Consider the following 18,186-nt stretch of genomic DNA (forward strand, 5'->3'; position numbering starts at 1 on the left):
CGGGGGCGCAAGGTGCGGGTCAGGCGCCATCGTCCCGACGGCCTTCAGCGACGATGTGCAGCAGTCCGTCATCCAGGGGGCGTTGCAGCGTCAGGGCCAGGGGCGTGGGGGCGGTCAGCCAGCGGCGCCATTCGTCGGGCCGGGTCAGGATCACGGGCATAGCCTTGGGGTGAACGGGCGCCACCGTCGCATCGGGATCGCAGGTCAGGAAACCATACAGATCAGCCGTCACCTCGCCTTCCTTCAGCTTTCTGACCGAGGTCCACCGCGTCCACAGGCCGGCAAAGAAGGCCAGCGGGCGGTCGTGGTCCAGGGCGAACCAGACCGGATGGTTGCGCGGCGCGCCGGGGCGGGCGTCCAGTTCGGAAAAGCTGGTGAAGGGCACCAGGCAGCGATGCTGCACCCCCAGCCACCGCCGCCAGTGGGCCGATCCGGTGTTGCGGATATTCGTCACACCCGGATCGGTGCGCTTGCCCTTCAGCGCAAAGGCGGGCGAGGGCATTCCCCAGCGGGCGCGTATCAGGTCATACCCGTCGGGGCTGTTTCGGATGATCGGGGCGGCGTAATCGCGAAAAATGCCGGGCTGCGGCGGCAGATTGCCCGTCCTGTCGCGCAGATCCCCGCCATCCCGCAGAACGGGGGCAAAGATGCGGCGGATGGCGTCTTGGCCTTGGGTCAGGGAATACAGGTTGCACATGGCGATCCGGTGTCGATGGCAACAGAACGCCGGCGCGGATCGGACGTTCCCCGTGCGGGCGCCGCGTGCGCCCCTTGCCAAGATGCGTCTTCCGATTATGGTTGCACGCATGAGGATCGCCACGCTTGCCGCTTTCAGCTTTGTCCTTGCCGGTCAGCCGGCGGTGGCCGCCGACCCGTTGGCGGGGATCTGGCGGACCCAGCCCGGCCGCGACGGCGGCTTCGGCCATGTGGAGATCAAGCCCTGCGGGGGCGGGCTGTGCGGGACGGTGGTGCGGACCTTCGATGCATCGGGCCAAGCCGTCGCGGCGGACGATCTGGGCGCCAGCATTCTGGTCGATGTGCAGGCGGCGGGCGACGGAACCTATGGCAAGGGCCGGATCGTCAATCCCGAAACCGGGCGCGGCTATACCGCGCGTCTGCGGCTGCGCGGCGATCGGTTGGAGGTGGGCGGCTGCATCATGATGATCTGCCGGAACGCGGGAACCTGGACACGGGTCCGCTAGGGCAGGACTGCTGCGATGTGGGCGGCGATGCGGCGGTCGGATTCGGATTCGGGACCATCCGCCCAGGGGCAAAAGCGCAGTCGGAACGCGGCAAGACGGGCCGCCGGATCGGCGGGGGGATAGCCGATCCGGGTCAGGCTGGCTTCCAGCGGCGTGTCGTGGCCTTGCTGCGCCGCCACCGCCACCGCCAGCCCTTCGCGCGCCAGCCGCTGCCAGTCGAAACGGGGGCCGGGGTCGATCTTGCGATCCGGGGCCATGTCCGAATGGGCGATCACCGCATGAGGACCGATCCGCCAGCGGGCCATGACCTGTCGCAGCAGGAAAACCAGGGCATCCATCTGGCGCATGGGAAAGGGGCGGTCGCCGGGATTGGCGATCTCGATTCCGATGCTGCGGGAATTCACGTCGTCGCGGCCCTGCCAGGATCCGGCGCCCGCGTGCCAGGCGCGGCGATCCTCGGGGACCAGGGCCTCGGTCAGGCCGTCCTCGTGGATCAGCCAATGGGCGCTGACCTGGGCCGCCGGGTCGCACAGGCGGGCACGGGCCTCGGCCGTGTCGGCCATGCCGGTGTAGTGCAGGACGATCAGTTCCGGGCGCGCGCCGCGCCGGTCGCCGTGGTTGGGGCTTGGATGGTCCCCGGTCACAGCGGCGGCTGGTCGCCCGCGCGCATGGCCGGGGGCACGATCACGACCGGCGCATTGGCGGGCCGCGTCGGGGTCGCGGCCTGCGCAGGCCGGATGGCCCGCGCCTGCCCGACGCCCATGGTCGCCGGAACCGGCACCGGATTTTGCCCGGCGATCTGGACGGCGGTGGGCGCGTAAAGAGGCCGGGCGACCGGGATGGTCTTGGGCGATTCCGCGCCCGTGACCAGGGCCGCCTCGCGCGTGGCGCGGTATTCGCCGTATCGGGTGGCCGCGAAATTGTAGTTCGGGTTCCAGCCCAGATGTTCGCCACAGCCGGCAAGCGCCAGCACCGAAAGGATCAGACAGCCGCGCATCGTGCCTCCATGACCTGCCACCGGGCCGACCCTACCACCAGCGGTCGGGCTTGGCCACAAATCCGGCGGCGCGTTCCAGAACAAGCGCGTGGTTCAACAGATCGCCTTCCTCGAACGGCCTGCCGACCAGTTGCAGGCCCAGCGGCAGACCCTGCGCGTCCTGACCCACCGGAACTGCGATGCCCGGCAGACCGGCCAGGTTCAGCGTCACGGTGAACACGTCGTTCAGATAGGCCTGCACGGGATCGGACTGATCCAGCGACCCCAGCGGGAATGCCGCGGACGGCGTGGTCGGCGCCAGGATCGCGTCGATGCCATCGGCAAAGGCCTTGTCGAAGTCGCGCTTTATCAGCGCGCGGACCTTGCGGGCGCGGTTGTAATAGGCGTCGTAAAAGCCCGCCGACAGCACATAGGTGCCGATCATCACGCGACGCTGCACCTCGGGGCCAAACCCCTCGGCGCGGGTCTTTTCGTACATCTCGGTGATGCCGTCGCCCTGGCCCAGGCGCGCCCGGCGGCCATAGCGCACGCCGTCATAGCGGGCGAGGTTCGAGGACGCTTCGGCCGGGGCGATCACGTAATAGGCGGGCAGGGCGTATTTCGTGTGCGGCAGGCTGATGTCCACGATTTCCGCTCCGGCGTCGCGCAGCATGTCCGCGCCCTTGCGCCACAAGGCGTCGATGTCGGCGGGCATCCCGTCCACGCGGTATTCGCGCGGGACGCCGATGCGCTTGCCCCGGATGTCGCCGGTCAGCGCCGCCTCGTAATCGGGGACCGGATGGTCGGCGCTGGTCGAATCCTGCGGGTCCACCGATGCCATCGCGCCCAGCATGATCGCGGCGTCGCGCACCGTCTTGGTCATCGGCCCGGCCTGGTCCAGGGATGACGCATAGGCGATCACCCCCCAGCGGCTGACCCGGCCATAGGTGGGCTTCAGACCGACAATCCCGGTAAAGGCCGCGGGCTGGCGGATCGATCCGCCGGTATCCGTCCCGGTCGCGGCCAGGCACAGGTCGGCCGCCACCGCCGCCGCCGATCCCCCCGACGATCCGCCCGGCGTCAGGTGCCGGTCATCGACCTTCCACGGGTTCACAGCGGGGCCATAGCAGCTGGATTCGTTGGCCGAACCCATGGCGAATTCGTCCTGGTTCAGCTTGCCCAGCATCACCGCGCCCGCGTTCCACAGGTTCCGGGTGACGGTCGATTCGTATTCCGGGCGAAACCCTTGCAGGATGCGGCTGGCGGCCTGGGACGGCACGCCCCGCACGCAGAACACGTCCTTGATGCCCAGCGGAATACCGGTCATGGCGGTCGCGTCGCCTGCCTTGATGCGGGCATCGGCGGCTGCGGCCATGTCGCGCGCCATGTCGGGGGTGTGATGGACAAAGGCGTTCAGCGCGTCCGCGCCGTCGATGGCGGTCAGGCAGGCTTCGGTCAGGTCGGCGGCGGTCGTGTCGCCCTTGCGCAGGGCGTCGCGCGCGTCGGCGATGGTCAGTCGGTTCAGATCGGTCATTCCACCACCTTCGGCACGGCAAAGAACCCCTCGCGCGTGTCGGGGGCGTTCGACAGGATCCGGTCTGCCATGCCGCCCGCCGTCACCACATCCTGCCGCCGTTTCAGCCGCATGGGGGTGACGCCGGTCATCGGCTCGACGCCATCCACATCGACCTCGTTCAACTGTTCCATGAAATGCAGGATGCCGTTCAATTCGCGCGCAAGGGCGGGCAAGGCGGCGTCATCGACCGCGATGCGCGCCAGATGGGCAACCTTGCGGGCCTGATCCTCGGTGATCGACATGGGCGGTGTCCTTTCGTTGGTCGGCGGTTTACAGCCCCCGCTGCGCCCCTGCAAGAACCGCAGGGGCGACAGGTCCGGCCGGGGTCCGCCTGAACGCAAGAATTTTGGCGAAGGGGCGGATTTTTCCCCTTGCGCCCCTGCGCGGCTTTCCCTAAACACCGCCCCACGCCGCCGGTCGTGACCAGTCGCGTTGCAAAGTGGCCCGTTCGTCTATCGGTTAGGACGTCAGGTTTTCAACCTGAAAAGAGGGGTTCGACTCCCCTACGGGCTGCCATTTTCCCTTCGATCACGACGACTTGCGCTTGCGCAAGCGGACAATCAGCAGGGTGCCGCTGGCCAGCAGCAGCCCTGCGGGCGGCAGGGGAACCGGGGCCGGGGCCGGCGTGATCGACAGGGCTGAAATGCCATATCCGTCAAAGCCGGGCCTTACCTTCGTGGAAAACAGGAACGCCACCTCGGTCATGGCCTGTCCGAAATCGACGGAAAGCCAGTACAGATTGGCGTTGTCCCGGCGCGCGGCGATGTCCCAGATCGGGGTCCAGTTTCCGCCACCGTCGAACGACATGGTGAAAAAGCTGTCCAGCTGGTCATGCGCGTCGGTCAGCGCAAAGGACAAGGCGGTGAACGCCGTCGGCGACCGCACCGTCCATTTCAATTCGTTGATGTCCTGGCTGTCGATCCAGTAGTCGCCCAAGGGGTCAAAGCGGCCGAAGGCGTCGGGTGCAGCCGGATCGGTCTTGACGAGGGCCGCGCAGCCATCGCCGACGACCGATCCGCCGCCGCCGCAATTCCCGATGCGTTCGAAATCGCCGACGGTCAGGTCAATGGGGCTGCCCCCGGCCGGGGCGCCCGGCAATACCGTGACGGTCGCGCTCCATGCGGGCGCCGCAAGGATGCTGGCGGACAACAGGGCGCTGCCGATGAACGAAAAAACTGTCACCATTGGAACTATCCTTCATGCGACAATGAGGCGCTTGACTTTGCCAAGCACCTGTCAATAATTATAAGTTTTTTTTGGATATGGGTCGAGTTGTCGATTCGACAGGTTCCGCCTGGAGGCGATACCTGCCGTTCTTTCAATATGTTGGGGCGCAAATCGGTCGGTTTCGCGCCCCCGCCGCTGTCATCAGCTACAGCCGCTTGTTCCCCCGCAGGTGTTGCACTTCATGCAGGTGCCGTTGCGCACGAGGGTATAGTTCCCGCATTCGCCGCAGGGATCGCCCTCGTATCCCTGCATCCGGGCCTTGGCGCGCAGGTCCAGGGCGGCAGGCTCGGCCGTCGCGATCGCGGTGGCCGATACCCCCGCCTGCAAGACCATCAGATCCTGCGGCAGGCGCTTGCGCAGGTATCCGGCGCTGCTGATCTGTTTCAGCATGGTCAGGGATTTCAATTCGGCCTGTTCGCTGACCGGGGCGACGTTCAGCCCCTCGCGCTCGCCGCCGCCCAGGTCGTCGAAGCGCGCGCCCTCGGGTTTGACATGCGCCAGGTCGGTGCGGTCCAGATAGCTGACGGCCAGTTCGCGGAACACGTAATCCAGGATCGAGGTCGCGTTCTTGATGCTGTCGTTGCCCTGGACCATGCCCGCCGGCTCGAACCGGGTGAAGGTGAAGGCGTCCACGAACTCCTCCAGCGGCACGCCGTATTGCAGGCCCACGGACACGGCGATGGCGAAATTGTTCATCATCGCCCGGAAACCCGCGCCTTCCTTGTGCATGTCAATGAAGATTTCGCCCAGTTTGCCGTCGTCGTATTCGCCGGTGCGCAGATAGACCTTGTGGCCCCCCACGACCGCCTTTTGCGTGTATCCCTTGCGGCGCTGCGGCAGCTTTTCGCGGGCGTGGCGCACGGCCTCCTTGACGATGATCCGTTCGACGATCTTTTCGGCGATGACGGTGGCCTTTTCCTGGGCGCTGCCGGTGGCAAGGATTTCCTCGGCCTCCTCGTCGTCCTCGATCAGGGCGGATGCCAGGGGCTGGGACAGCTTGGAGCCGTCGCGATAGAGCGCGTTGGCCTTGATCCCCAGCGACCAGGACAGCTCGTATGCCGCAAGCGCGTCGGCGATGGTGGCGCTGTTGGGCATGTTGATCGTCTTGCTGATCGCGCCCGAGATGAAGGACTGCGCCGCCGCCATCATGCGGATGTGGCTGTCCACCGACAGATAGCGCGTCCCGGTCTTGCCGCAGGCGTTGGCGCAATCGAAGACGGGCAGGTGTTCGGCCCGTAGATGCGGTGCGCCTTCCAGGGTCATGGTGCCGCAGACATGGTCGTTTGCCGCGTCGATCTGGGCCTTGGTGAACCCCAGGTGGCGCAGCAGGTCGAAGGTCGGATCGGCCAGCTTGCCCGCCGGGATGCCCAGCGTGCCCTTGCAGAAATCCTCGCCCAGGGTCCACTGGTTGAAGACGAAGCGGATGTCGAAGGCCGTCGCCAGCGAGGCCTCGATCTTGTCGATCTCGGCCAGGCCGAAGCCGTGACCGGCAAGGGCGGTGTGGTTGATAAAGGGCGCATTGCCCAGGGACGCATGCCCAACGGCATGGGCCACGATCTCCTCGACCTGCGCGGGGGCATAGCCAAGGGTCGCCAGGGCGGCGGGCACGGACTGGTTGATGATCTTGAAGTAGCCGCCGCCCGCCAGCTTCTTGAACTTGACCAGGGCAAAGTCCGGCTCGATCCCGGTGGTGTCGCAATCCATGACCAGACCGATGGTGCCGGTCGGCGCGATCACCGTGACCTGGGCATTGCGGAACCCGTGATCCTCGCCCAGGGACAGCGCCTCGTCCCAGGCCTGGCGCGCGATGGCGACAAGACGGGCGTCGGGGCAGTTGTCGCCGTCCAGATCCACGGGGGCCACGTTCACCGCCTGATAGGCGCCGGTGCCGTGGGCGGCTGCGCGGTGGTTGCGGATCACCCGCAGCATGTGATGGGCGTTTTTGGCATAGCCGGGGAAGGCCCCGAGTTCCGCTGCCATCCGGGCGCTGGTCGCATAGGCTACGCCGGTCATGATCGCCGTCAGCGCGCCGCACAGCGCGCGGCCCCGGTCGCTGTCGTAACCCAGGCCCATGTTCATCAGAAGCCCGCCGATATTGGCGTAACCCAGGCCCAGCGTGCGGAAGTCATAGCTGCGTTGCGCGATCTCCTTGCTGGGGAACTGCGCCATCAGCACGCTGATTTCCAGCGTCACCGTCCACAGCCGGGTGGCATGGACATAGGCGTCGGCGTCGAAGCGGCCATCTGCGAAGAAGGTCAGCAGGTTCATCGACGCCAGGTTGCAGGCGGTGTCGTCCAGGAACATGTATTCGCTGCACGGATTGCTGCCGCGGATCGGCCCATCCTCGGGGCAGGTGTGCCAGGCGTTCACCGTGTCGTGGAACTGGATGCCGGGATCGGCGCAGGCCCAGGCGGCATGGCCGACCTGATCCCACAAGTCGCGGGCGCTGACGGTCTTGGCGACCGTGCCGTCGGTGCGGCGCAGCAGTTCCCAGGGCGCATCGTCGCGCACGGCTTGCAGGAAGGCATCCGTCACCCGGACCGAGTTGTTCGAATTCTGGCCCGAGACGCTGACATAGGCCTCGGAGTCCCAGTCGGTGTCATAGGTCGGGAATTCGATGCTGTCGAAACCCTGGCGCGCGTATTGCAGCACGCGGTTGACATAGGTTTCCGGGATCATCGCCCGCTTGGCGGCGCGGATTGCGGCTTTCAGCCCGTCGTTCTTCGCCGGGTCCGTCTCGCCGTCGCCCGCGCGGATCGCGGCAAAGATGTCGTTCAGCCGCGCCTCGTGCGCCTTGGACCCGGCGACAAGGCTGGCAACCTTCTGTTCCTCGATGACCTTCCAGTTGATGAACTGTTCGATGTCGGGGTGATCCATGTCGCAGATCACCATCTTGGCCGCGCGGCGCGTGGTGCCGCCCGATTTGATGGCGCCCGCCGCCCGGTCGCCGATCTTCAAAAACCCCATCAGCCCGCTGGACTTGCCGCCGCCGGACAGCTTTTCCCCCTCGCCGCGCAGCGAGGAAAAGTTGGTGCCGGTGCCCGAGCCGTATTTGAACAGGCGCGCCTCACGGACCCACAGGTCCATGATGCCGCCCTCGTTCACCAGATCGTCGCTGACCGACTGGATGAAGCACGCATGGGGCTGGGGATGTTCATAGGCGCTGTCGGATTTCACCAGCGTGCCGGTCTGGTGATCGACGTAGAAATGGCCCTGCGACGGGCCGTCGATGCCATAGGCCCAGTGCAGCCCGGTGTTGAACCACTGCGGGCTGTTCGGGGCGGCCATCTGCCGGGCCAGCATGAAGCGCATCTCGTCGTGATAGGCACGGGCATCGGCTTCGCTGGTGAAGTATCCGCCCTTCCAGCCCCAATAGGTCCAGGCCCCGGCCAGCCGGTCGAAGACCTGCCGGGCGCTGGTTTCGCCGCCGAACCGCTGGTCGGCGGGCAAATCCGCCAAGGCCGCGTCGTCGGCCACGCCGCGCCACAGGAATTCGGGGACGCCCTTTTCCTTGACGCGCTTCAAACGGGCCGGGACGCCGGCCCGGCGAAAGTATTTCTGGGCGATCACGTCGCTGGCGACCTGGCTCCACCCCTTGGGAATTTCCACGCGGTCGTTGCGAAAGACGACCGTGCCGTCCGGGTTGCGGATTTCGCTGGTGGTGGTGGCGAAGGCGATATCGCCATACGCGCCGCCTGCGGGGGTGGTGAAACGCCGTTCGATCTTCATGGCCGTTGCCCTTTTCCGTTCGTCCCTCGGGTTCCGCGACTTGCGCCACGCGGCCATCAGCCGCCCCATGCGCCGCAGCGATGGGTTCGGACGGCCAGGCCGCCCGCTGGTTCAAATCACGAAGCGACGGGTCTTGGTGATTATCGCTCACCTGTCACCACATCTGGTATGACCAACGCCGCAGACCACAAAATTGATCCTGTTGGTCCGCCGATGCAACGATTTTATTTGGGGATAAATCGGCAGATTCCGGTTGACTCGGGCGGTGCAGAGGGGCGGAAGGATTCGTTCACAGACGCTTGCAAGGACGGATCGTCAACAGGGCGGGATCCGCGATATTCGTGGGGGTGACAGGGGGTTGGAATGGCCCGTCCCACGGTTATCCACAGCCTTGTCCCCCGACTTGGACAGGGGTTTTGCACAACCGATGCAAACTTGTCACAATCGCCATGCGCTCACCCGAACGGACGGATCGGGCCTTGGTCGGTGACGATCAGGTCCAGCGGCTGATCGAACGGCTCGGCCGGAATTTCGGCCAGTTCCTGCACCGCGAACGCCAGACCGATGGCGGTGGCATGGCCCGAATCCCGCAGCAATTGCAGGGTCCGGTCGTAATAGCCGCCGCCATAGCCGATGCGATTGCCGCCCCGGTCAAAGCCCGCCAGCGGCACGATCAGGACGGCGGGCACCAGGACGGGCTGCGAATCATCGGGATGCGCCGTCCCGAAAGGACCGGGCACCAGCGGCTGTCCTCTCCACTGGCGAAACACCAGCGGCACCGCCTTGCCGGGAACCACCGGCAGGCACAGGGGGCCGTCATGGGCATCCATGGCCGGGCGGGGATCGGCCTCGTTGCGCATGGGCCAATATCCCGCCAGAACCTGCCCACGATGCGGCGCCAGGGCGGCGATCAGGTGGCGGGTCAGCGCATCCTGGTCGCCGCCTTGGTCGCGGGCCGCCAGGGCACGGGCGCGCAGCGCGGATTTGTCCGCATCGCTCACAGCAGCATCACCGTCGCAAGTCCCAGAAAGGCAAAGAATCCCACCACGTCGGTCACCGTCGTCACGAAGGTGGGCGAGGCGAGCGCCGGATCCGCGCCCAGCTTGTTCAGGGTCAGCGGCACCAGGATCCCCGCCAGGGCGGCGATGGTCAGGTTGATAATCATCGCCAGCCCGATCACCGCGCCCAGGCCGAAGCTGCCGAACCACAGATAGGTCACGGTTCCGATGGCCAGTCCGAAGATCGCGCCGTTCAACAGGCCCACGACCGCCTCGCGCCGGATCACGCGAACCGAATTGTCCTTGGTCAGCCCCTTGGTGGCCAGCCCGCGCACGGCGACGGTCAGCGTCTGGGTGCCCGCGTTGCCGCCCATCGACGCCACGATCGGCATCAGCACCGCCAAGGCGACCAGCTGCGCGATCGACCCTTCGAACAGCCCGATCACGGATGCCGCCGCCACGGCCGTCAGGATGTTGGTGGCCAGCCAGGGCACCCGCTGCCGTGCGGTCTGCATCACGCTGTCGGTCAGGCTGGATTCGTCGCCGACCCCGGCCAGGCGCAGGATGTCCTCCTCGTGCTCTTCGTCCAGGACGGCCATGGCGTCGTCGATGGTGATGATGCCCACCAGCCGGTCGTCGCGGTCCACCACGGGGGCGGAAATCAGGTGGTACTGGTTGAAGGCATAAGCCACGTCCGCTTCCTCGGCAAAGGCGCTGACGGTGCGGAAGCTGTCTTCGGTGATGTCGCGCAGCAGCGTCGCATGGGCGGATGCCAGCAGCCGGCCCAGCGTGACATAGCCCAGCGGATGGCGGCGCGGATCGACCAGGACGATGTGATAGAACTGTTCGGGCAGCCAGTCCTCGGATTGCAGAAAGGCCACGGCCTCGCCCACGGTCCAGTGCTCGGGCGCGGTCACGACCTCGGACTGCATCAGGCGGCCCGCGGAATATTCGGGATAGGCCAGCGACTGCTGGACGGCGGCGCGGTCGGTGGCGTCCAGGGCGGCCAGGATTTCCTGCCGGTCCGGCTCGTCCATGTCCTCGACCAGATCGACCACGTCGTCGCTGTCCATCTCTCGGACGGCTTCGGCGACGACCTCGGGCGGAAGCTGGTCGATCACCTCGTCGCGGATGGAATCGGCGATCTCGGACAGGATCTCGCCGTCGATCTCGCCAGAGTAGAGGGTCAGGAAGACGCGCCGCCGGGCGGGAACAAGCCGTTCGATGATGTCGGCGATGTCGGCGCCGTGCATCGGCTCCAGCAGGGCGTTCAGCAGGCCCGCATCGCCGGCGTCGATGGCCGCGTCGATCCGGTCCAGCAATTCGCGGCGGGGCAGGAATTCGTCATCGTCGGTGTGATTGTCCGGGGCGGGCGTCTGGTCGGTCATGCCGCGCCCCCGTTCAGCAATTCCAGCGCCGCGCGGTGCAGCTCGGGCGTGGCGGCGGCGATCACCCGGCCGCCACCCTGCGCGGGGCCGCCCTGCCAGTCGGTGACGATGCCGCCCGCCGCCCGGACCACCGCCAGCGGCCCGGCGATGTCATAGGGCTGCAAGCCGGCCTCGATCACCAGATCGACCTGGCCCAGGGCCAGCAGCGCATAGGCATAGCAGTCCAGGCCGTATCGCGTCAGCCGCGCCCGTGCCGCCACGCGGCGAAAGGCCGCGGCTTCCTCGGCCGTGCCGACCTCGGGATAGGTGGTCAGCAGCGTGGCCTGCGCCAGATCGACGCCGCTGCGCACGGCCAGGGCACGGCTGGCCCCGTCCGTGACCAGATGCGCCCGGCCCAGACCGCCTTCGAACCGTTCGCGGGTGAAAGGCTGGTCGATCAGGCCATAGCGGATGTCCCGCCCGTCCGACAGCCCGATCAGCACCCCCCAGCTGGCCGCGCCGCACAGAAAGGCGCGGGTGCCGTCGATGGGATCCAGAATCCAGGTCAGGCCGCTGGTGCCGTGGGTCGCGCCGAACTCCTCGCCCAGGATGGCGTCGTGGGGGCGCAGCCGCGCCAGCACCCCGCGCATGGCGCGTTCGGCGGCGCGGTCGGCCTCGGTCACGGGGTCAAAGCCGGTCTGCCACTTGTTCTCGGCGGCCAGGCCGGCGATGCGGAAGAACGGCAGGATCGCCGCGCCCGCGGCGTCGGCCATCTGGTGCGCCGCATTGATGATGTCCTGCGCGTCCTGCATGATTGTTCCCGTGGCCCGATCCAAGGCAGGACTAACCCGAACGGGATCGTCCTGCCAGTGGCGACAGGACGGATTTGACACCCGGATCGTGTCGGGCGCGCGACACCCTTGTGCCGCGCGCCTGGAACGATCAGGCGGCGTCGGACAGGACGCGGGCCAGTTCGAAGATCTGGCGGCGCTGCGCGACGGGCATCGTGTAATAGGCGCGGACCAGTTGCAGCGCCTCCTTGTCGGCCAGGATGTCGCCCGCAATGTCGTGGGGCATGTCGCCTTCGTGCAGCCCTTCGAAGAAGAAGCTGACCGGCACATCGACGGCGCGCGCGATGTCCCACAGCCGCGAGGCCGAGACGCGGTTCATGCCGGTTTCGTATTTCTGGATCTGCTGGAACTTGATACCAACCTTGTCGGCCAGCTGTTGTTGGGTCATTCCGATCATCCAGCGACGATGGCGGATCCGCTTGCCAACATGAACATCAACACCGTGTTTCATCGTTACCACCTCTTGCAATCTAAGGAAGCACTAACCCAGGGCTTCTCAATTTTCGAGTGTTAAACTGGTTAACGCGCCCGCTTCTGACCAAAAAGACAGGTTCTGGATGGCCGTTGCGGGTCCGCACATAAGGGGATGACAGATTTGACGAAAACTTCCGTGTCCTCGGCTTCGGCTTTCATGCGAATCGCGCAGGTCGAACAACTGGGGGGCGAGCCGGTGCTGCGCAGCGTTCCGGCGCCGCTGGGGGCGGCGGACCGGGTTCTGGTGCGCATCCGGGCGGCCGCGCTGAACTTTGCCGACCTGCTGAAGGCCAGGGGCGAATATCAGGAACGCCAGGAGCCGCCCTTCGTCCCCGGTCTCGAGGGCGCCGGAGAGGTGATCGAGGCGCCGCAGGACAGCGGATTCTCGCCGGGCGACCGGATCGCGGTGCTGGCGGCGGGCACCATGGCCGAACGGATGGCCGTGCCCGTCGCGGCCTGCCGGCCCTTGCCCGCGGCGATGCGCTTTGAACAGGCCGCCGGGTTCCAGATCGCCTATGGGACCAGCCATCTGGCGCTGACCGCGCGCGCCGCCCTGCGCGAGGGCGAAACCCTGGCGGTGCTGGGCGCGGCGGGGGGCGTCGGGCTGACCGCGGTCGAGATCGGGCGGGCCATGGGGGCGCGCGTCATCGGCGTGGCGCGGGGGCCGGACCGGCTGGATGCGGTGCGCGCGGCGGGGGCCGATCACGTCGTCGACAGCGCCGACTGTCCCGACCTCAGATCCGCGCTGCGGGATCTGGGCGGGGCCGACGTGGTCTATGACGCCGTGGGCGACAGCGCCGGCGAGGCCGCATTTCGCGCCCTGAAGCCCGGCGGGCGGTTCCTGGCCATCGGCTTTGCGGGCGGCAGGCCGCCGATGCTGCCGCTGAACCATGCCCTGGTCAAGAACATCGCCATTCACGGGTTCTATTGGGGCGGCTATGCCGGACTGGATCCGCAGGCCCTGTCAGCCAGCATGGAAAGCCTGTTCCGAATGTTCGCGGACGGCCGCATCGCCCCGGCTGCGGGGCAGGTCATGGACATCGACCAGATCGCCGAGGCGTTCGCGCTGCTGCGCAGCCGCCGGTCGGTCGGCAAGATCGTCCTGACCCTGTGACATCCTTGTGAAACCGCGCCGATTTGACGCGCCTTCGGCATTGAATGAATCGCGTATCGTGCCAATATGGACCGCATATGTCGGTCACCATCCGACAGCCTTTCAGGGGAGAGATTGATGGCAGATTACAACACGTACCGCACCACGCAGCGCGTCGGCACCCGGCAGGCGGTCGTTGACGAGGGACTGCGGGCCTACATGAGCAAGGTTTATGGGCTGATGGCGGTCGGCATGGGTGTAACCGCCGTCGCAGCCTACGGAATCAGCGCCGCCGCGGTCGATGCGTCGGGGCAGCTGACGCAGTTGGGCACGGCGATCTATGCCTCGCCGCTGAAATGGGTCATCATGTTCGCGCCGCTGCTGGTCGTCTTTGCCTTCGGGGCGGCGATCAACCGGCTGTCGGTGTCGGCCGCCACGATGCTGTTCTATGGTTTTGCCGCGCTGATGGGTCTGTCGATCAGCTCGATCTTCCTGGTCTATACCGGCACCTCGATCGTGCAGACCTTCCTGGTGACGGCCATCGCCTTCGCGGGCCTGTCGCTGTGGGGCTATACCACGAAAAAGGACATCTCGGGGTGGGGCAGCTTCCTCATCATGGGGGTGATCGGCCTGATCGTGGCGTCGATCGTGAACATCTTCCTGCAATCGTCGGGGATGCAGTTTGCGATTTCCATCCTGGGCGTGCTGATCTTTGCGGGCCTGACCGCCTATGACACGCAGAACATCAAGAACACCTATCTGCAACTGGCCGGGTCGGACCGGGATTTCCTGGGCAAGACCGCCATCATGGGCGCCTTGCAGCTGTATCTGGACTTCCTGAACCTGTTCATGTTCCTGCTGTCCTTCATGGGCAACCGCGAATGATCCGCAGCGCAGCCTGACAACATCCAGCCCCCGCCCTTTCGGCGGGGGTTTTTCATTGCGTGAACCGCCATTCCCCTTGTCCCAGGGCGGGGGCGGCGCGGTCGTGGGTCAGGGGGCTGCGGCCAAGGCGGATCGGCGTGCGCAGGCCCGCGATGCCTTCCGGGGCGATCCGCAGGCCGCGCGCGGCGACCTGGGGGTCGGACAGCGCCTCGCCCACGTCGTTGACCGGGCCTGCGGGAACGCCTGCGGCCTCCAGAGCGGCGATCAGGGCGGCGCGGCTGCGACGCGCGGTGGCGGCCGCCAGCATCGGCGCCAGCCGGTCGCGATGGGCCACGCGGGCGGGGTTGGTGGCAAAGGCGGGGTCATCGGGCAGGTCGGGCAGATCCAGCACCCGGCACAGCGCCGCGAATTGCCGGTCGTTGCCGCAGGCCACGATCAGGTGGCCGTCGCAGGCCGGAAACAACTGATAGGGCACGATGTTGGGATGCGCGTTGCCCAGCCGGTGCGGCACCGTCCCGCCCAGCAGGTAATTGGTGGCCTGATTGGCCAGCACCGCCACTCCGCAATCCAGCAGCGACACATCCAGATGCTGTCCGCGTCCCGACCGCGCGCGTTCCGCAAGCGCCGCCTGCACGGCGATCACGCCGTAAAGCCCGGTGAAGATGTCGATCCAGGCCACGCCGACCTTTTGCGGCTCTCCCCCTGGATCGCCGGTCAGGTCCATGATGCCGCTCATGCCCTGGATCAGGAAATCGTAACCCGGCTGCGACGCCCGCGGCCCGTCCTGCCCGAAGCCGGTGATCGAGGCATAGACCAGCCGGGGATGGCGCGCCGACAGCGTGCCGTAGTCCAGCCCGAAACGGGCCAGCCCGCCGACCTTGAAATTTTCGACCACCACATCCGCCTGGGCGATCAGCCCATGCAGCCGGTCCAGGTCGGCCGGGTCGTTGAAGTCGCAGACCACCGAGGTCTTGCCCCGGTTCGCCGCGTGGAAATAGGCGGCGACCCGTTCGGTGGTCCCATCCGCGCGGGTTCGGTCGATGAAGGGCGGTCCCCAGCGGCGGGTATCGTCGCCCTCGGGCGATTCCACCTTGACGACCTCGGCCCCCAGGTCGGCCAGCGTCTGTCCGATCCATGGCCCGGCCAGGATGCGCGCCAGTTCGACGACCCGCAGGCCCTTCAGCGGCGGTTCAGCCAAAGGCCTGGATCCCCGTCTGCGCGCGCCCCAGGATCAGCGCGTGGACGTCATGGGTGCCTTCGTAAGTGTTCACGGTTTCCAGGTTCTGCGCGTGGCGGATGACGTGGTATTCGCTGGAAATGCCGTTGCCGCCGTGCATGTCGCGGGCCATCCGCGCGATATCCAGGGCCTTGCCGCAGTTGTTGCGCTTGACGATGGAAATCATTTCCGGCGCAAAGCGGCCCTCGTCGAATAACCGGCCCACGCGCAGGCTGGCTTGCAGACCCAGGGCGATTTCCGTCTGCATGTCGGCCAGCTTTTTCTGGAACAGCTGGGTCGCCGCCAGCGGGCGGTCGAACTGGCGACGGTCCAGCCCGTACTGGCGGGCGCGGAACCAGCAATCCTCGGCCGCCCCCATCGCCCCCCAGGAAATGCCGTAGCGCGCGCGGTTGAGGCAGCCGAACGGCCCGCCCATCCCCTCGGCGCCGGGCAGAAGGGCGTCCTCGGGAACCTCGACATCCTCCAACACGATCTCTCCGGTGACGGAGGCGCGCAGGCTCAGCTTGCCCTCGATCCTGGGCGCGGACAGGCCCCTCGTGCCCTTGTCCAGCACGAAGCCGCGCACTTTGCCGCCATGGGCGTCAGATTTCGCCCAGACCACGAAGACATCGGCGATAGGGCTGTTGCTGATCCAGGTCTTGGCGCCGTTCAGCACATAGCCGCCGTCGACCTTGCGGGCGCGGGTCTTCATTCCAGCGGGATCGGATCCGGCATCCGGTTCGGTCAGACCGAAACAGCCGATGAATTCGCCCGTCGCCAGCCGGGGCAGATAACGTCGCTTCTGGTCCTCGCTGCCATAGGCCTCGATCGGGAACATCACCAGCGACGACTGGACCGAGGCCATGCTGCGATAGCCGGAATCGATCCGCTCGATTTCCCGCGCGACCAGGCCATAGGCCACATAGGACGCGCCGACGCCGCCGTATGCGTCGTCCACGGTGACGCCCAGCAGCCCCGCCGCGCCCATCTCGCGAAAGATCTCGGGGTCGGTCGTTTCGTTCAGATAGGCGTCGGTGACGCGCGGGGCCAGCCGGTCGGCGGCAAAGGCCGCCGCGCTGTCGCGGATCATCCGTTCCTCTTGGGTCAACTGGTCATCCAGCAGGAACGGATCGGCCCAGTCGAAGGCCGCGCCCTTGTGCGAGGTGGTGGACATCCGCTTCTCCTCTCGGCGTTGGTCTTGTTTGCCGGGTTCCCCGTCACGCCTCGGACAGAGGAGAAACCAGCAGCTTGTCGATTCGGCGGCCGTCCAGGTCCACGACCTCGATCTGCCAGCCGCTCCAGGTGACGCGGGCGCCGACATCGGGCAGCACGCCCGCGCGTTCCAGCACCAGGCCCGCGACGGACTGGTAATCGCGATCCTCGGGCAAGGATACGCCCAGCATTTCGGCGAATTCGTCGGCGGGCATCCAGCCCGCGACCAGCCAGCTGCCGTCGTCGCGCTGCACGGCCTTGGGTTCGTCGTCGCCCGGTTCGGGAAAATCGCCCGCGATCGCCTCCAGCAGGTCCATCGCGGTAATCATGCCCTCGAAATGGCCGTATTCGTCATAGACCAGCAGCATGTGGGCCGGGCTGGCCTTCAATTCCTCGATGACGTTCAGGGCGGGCAGGCCTTCGCGGATGACCGGCACCTCCTGCACCAGGGGGCGCAGGTCGGCGACATCGGTCGACAGCAGGTCGCGCAGGGTGATGACGCCGATGATCTCGTCGTCGGTGCCGTCGCGGACCAGCAGGCGCGACCGGCGGCTGTCGCGGAACTTTTGCAGCACATCGGCAGGGGTATCGGCGACATCGACGGCCTCGACCTCGTGGCGCGGCGTCATCAGCCCGCGGGCAGAGCGGTCGGCGATGCGCATGACGCCCGCGATCATCTCGGTCTCGGCCGGTTCGATCACGCCGGCGGTGCGGGCTTCGGACAGCATGACCCGGATTTCCTCGTCCGAGATGCCGCGGTCGGATTCGCCTGACTGGCCCAGCAGCGCCAGCAGGGCCTTGCCGGACTTGTCCAGGATCCAGACGATGGGCGCGGCGATGCGGGAAATGAACAGGATCAGCGGCGAGATGCGGCTGGCCACGCCTTCGGGTGCCCGCAGGGCGATCTGCTTGGGCACCAGTTCGCCCACGATCAGCGACAGATAGGTAATCAGCACGACCACCCCACCCACCCCCAGCGTCCGGGCCATGGCAGGGGACAGCCCGGCCTCCATCAGCGCCTGCGCCAGCCGCGTGCCCAGCGTGGCGCCGGAAAAGGCCCCCGACAGCACGCCGACCAGGGTGATGCCGATCTGCACGCTGGACAGGAACCGGCCCGGTTCGGTGCCCAGGTCAAGGGCGATTTCCGCGCCGCGGCTGCCCTCGGCCGCCATGACCTTCAGCCGGGCGGGCCGGGCGGACACAATGGCCAGTTCCGACATGGCCAGGACGCCATTGAACATCGTCAGAAGCAGGACAATCAGGATTTCAAGAAACATCGAGCGATTGGGTCCAACACGTCGGGCTGTGTGGCAATGTGCACGAAGCGGGCGCCGGTGCAAAGGCATGAAGACCGCTTTGCCGGACATAAACGGGAAAGGG

The 18,186-nt window shown here is 66.9% G+C and carries 17 protein-coding genes and 1 tRNA gene; 4 read left to right on the forward strand and 14 right to left on the reverse strand.

Annotated features, from left to right (window positions below; genetic code table 11):
- Positions 1 to 19 precede the first annotated feature (19 nt).
- On the reverse strand, positions 20 to 697 hold the full coding sequence (locus CHB77_RS02685) for an SOS response-associated peptidase (RefSeq protein WP_089386611.1): 678 nt from the start codon (positions 695 to 697) through the stop codon (positions 20 to 22).
- A 109-nt stretch (positions 698 to 806) separates the two neighbouring features.
- Here CHB77_RS02685 and CHB77_RS02690 point away from each other — a divergent pair, with 109 nt between their 5' ends.
- Positions 807 to 1,202 (forward strand): DUF2147 domain-containing protein, encoded by a 396-nt coding sequence (locus tag CHB77_RS02690; RefSeq protein WP_165456164.1) that lies wholly within the window; start codon positions 807 to 809, stop codon positions 1,200 to 1,202.
- Here CHB77_RS02690 and CHB77_RS02695 read toward each other — a convergent pair.
- The 4 genes from CHB77_RS02695 to gatC are packed head-to-tail and all read right to left on the reverse strand — an operon-like array spanning position 1,199 to position 3,996.
- Complete coding sequence (locus tag CHB77_RS02695) at positions 1,199 to 1,846, reverse strand: N-acetylmuramoyl-L-alanine amidase (RefSeq protein ID WP_089386612.1); 648 nt, start codon at positions 1,844 to 1,846, stop codon at positions 1,199 to 1,201. The two genes, CHB77_RS02690 and CHB77_RS02695, sit on opposite strands and share 4 nt — an antisense overlap.
- Positions 1,843 to 2,199 carry a hypothetical protein gene (locus CHB77_RS02700; protein WP_089386613.1) on the reverse strand — a complete coding sequence of 119 codons (357 nt, stop codon included), beginning with the start codon at positions 2,197 to 2,199 and terminating at the stop codon, positions 1,843 to 1,845. The genes CHB77_RS02695 and CHB77_RS02700 overlap by 4 nt, the downstream gene beginning before the upstream one ends.
- A 31-nt stretch (positions 2,200 to 2,230) precedes the next feature.
- A complete protein-coding gene (gene gatA / locus CHB77_RS02705; RefSeq protein WP_089386614.1) occupies positions 2,231 to 3,712 on the reverse strand; it encodes an Asp-tRNA(Asn)/Glu-tRNA(Gln) amidotransferase subunit GatA in 1,482 nt (493 codons plus the stop codon).
- Positions 3,709 to 3,996 carry an Asp-tRNA(Asn)/Glu-tRNA(Gln) amidotransferase subunit GatC gene (gatC, locus tag CHB77_RS02710; protein WP_089386615.1) on the reverse strand — a complete coding sequence of 96 codons (288 nt, stop codon included), beginning with the start codon at positions 3,994 to 3,996 and terminating at the stop codon, positions 3,709 to 3,711. Before gatC ends, gatA begins: the two co-directional genes overlap by 4 nt.
- Positions 3,997 to 4,195: 199 nt before the next feature.
- On the opposite strand from gatC, the gene CHB77_RS02715 reads away from it, so the two are divergent.
- Positions 4,196 to 4,270 (forward strand) — tRNA-Glu (locus CHB77_RS02715).
- 12 nt (positions 4,271 to 4,282) lie between these two features.
- Here CHB77_RS02715 and CHB77_RS02720 read toward each other — a convergent pair.
- The 6 genes from CHB77_RS02720 to CHB77_RS02745 form a co-directional block, all read right to left on the reverse strand.
- Positions 4,283 to 4,939, reverse strand: coding sequence for a hypothetical protein (locus tag CHB77_RS02720; RefSeq protein ID WP_089386616.1), 657 nt, complete (start codon positions 4,937 to 4,939; stop codon positions 4,283 to 4,285).
- A 183-nt stretch (positions 4,940 to 5,122) separates the two neighbouring features.
- Complete coding sequence (locus CHB77_RS02725; protein WP_089386617.1) at positions 5,123 to 8,710, reverse strand: vitamin B12-dependent ribonucleotide reductase; 3,588 nt, start codon at positions 8,708 to 8,710, stop codon at positions 5,123 to 5,125.
- Between the two features lie 455 nt (positions 8,711 to 9,165).
- Positions 9,166 to 9,711, reverse strand: coding sequence for a 5-formyltetrahydrofolate cyclo-ligase (locus tag CHB77_RS02730; RefSeq protein WP_089386618.1), 546 nt, complete (start codon positions 9,709 to 9,711; stop codon positions 9,166 to 9,168).
- Positions 9,708 to 11,096 carry a magnesium transporter gene (mgtE, locus tag CHB77_RS02735; protein WP_089386619.1) on the reverse strand — a complete coding sequence of 463 codons (1,389 nt, stop codon included), beginning with the start codon at positions 11,094 to 11,096 and terminating at the stop codon, positions 9,708 to 9,710. The genes CHB77_RS02730 and mgtE overlap by 4 nt, the downstream gene beginning before the upstream one ends.
- Positions 11,093 to 11,887: an inositol monophosphatase family protein gene (locus tag CHB77_RS02740; RefSeq protein ID WP_089386620.1), complete on the reverse strand. Its 795-nt coding sequence runs from the start codon at positions 11,885 to 11,887 to the stop codon at positions 11,093 to 11,095. The genes mgtE and CHB77_RS02740 overlap by 4 nt, the downstream gene beginning before the upstream one ends.
- A 130-nt stretch (positions 11,888 to 12,017) precedes the next feature.
- On the reverse strand, positions 12,018 to 12,377 hold the full coding sequence (locus CHB77_RS02745) for a helix-turn-helix domain-containing protein (protein WP_089386621.1): 360 nt from the start codon (positions 12,375 to 12,377) through the stop codon (positions 12,018 to 12,020).
- A 144-nt stretch (positions 12,378 to 12,521) separates the two neighbouring features.
- Between CHB77_RS02745 and CHB77_RS02750 the strand changes: the two genes are divergently transcribed.
- Both CHB77_RS02750 and CHB77_RS02755 read left to right on the forward strand, forming a co-directional pair.
- Positions 12,522 to 13,514, forward strand: a complete 993-nt coding sequence (locus CHB77_RS02750) for an NADPH:quinone oxidoreductase family protein (RefSeq protein WP_242626484.1) — start codon at positions 12,522 to 12,524, stop codon at positions 13,512 to 13,514.
- 117 nt (positions 13,515 to 13,631) lie between these two features.
- Entirely contained in the window at positions 13,632 to 14,378 is a 747-nt protein-coding gene (locus tag CHB77_RS02755; protein WP_089386623.1) for a Bax inhibitor-1/YccA family protein, read from the forward strand.
- A 52-nt stretch (positions 14,379 to 14,430) separates the two neighbouring features.
- On the opposite strand, the gene CHB77_RS02760 is transcribed toward CHB77_RS02755, so the two are convergent.
- Genes CHB77_RS02760 through CHB77_RS02770 form a run of 3 tightly spaced genes read right to left on the reverse strand, consistent with a single transcriptional unit; the run spans position 14,431 to position 18,083 of the window.
- A complete protein-coding gene (locus CHB77_RS02760) occupies positions 14,431 to 15,576 on the reverse strand; it encodes a CaiB/BaiF CoA transferase family protein (RefSeq protein WP_089386624.1) in 1,146 nt (381 codons plus the stop codon).
- Positions 15,569 to 16,768 carry an acyl-CoA dehydrogenase gene (locus CHB77_RS02765; RefSeq protein ID WP_089386625.1) on the reverse strand — a complete coding sequence of 400 codons (1,200 nt, stop codon included), beginning with the start codon at positions 16,766 to 16,768 and terminating at the stop codon, positions 15,569 to 15,571. Before CHB77_RS02765 ends, CHB77_RS02760 begins: the two co-directional genes overlap by 8 nt.
- Before the next feature lie 43 nt (positions 16,769 to 16,811).
- On the reverse strand, positions 16,812 to 18,083 hold the full coding sequence (locus CHB77_RS02770; protein WP_089386626.1) for a hemolysin family protein: 1,272 nt from the start codon (positions 18,081 to 18,083) through the stop codon (positions 16,812 to 16,814).
- Between the last annotated feature and the right edge of the window lie 103 nt (positions 18,084 to 18,186).

The sequence above is a fragment of the Paracoccus sediminis genome (assembly GCF_900188295.1).
Taxonomy (GTDB): Bacteria; Pseudomonadota; Alphaproteobacteria; order Rhodobacterales; family Rhodobacteraceae; genus Paracoccus; species Paracoccus sediminis.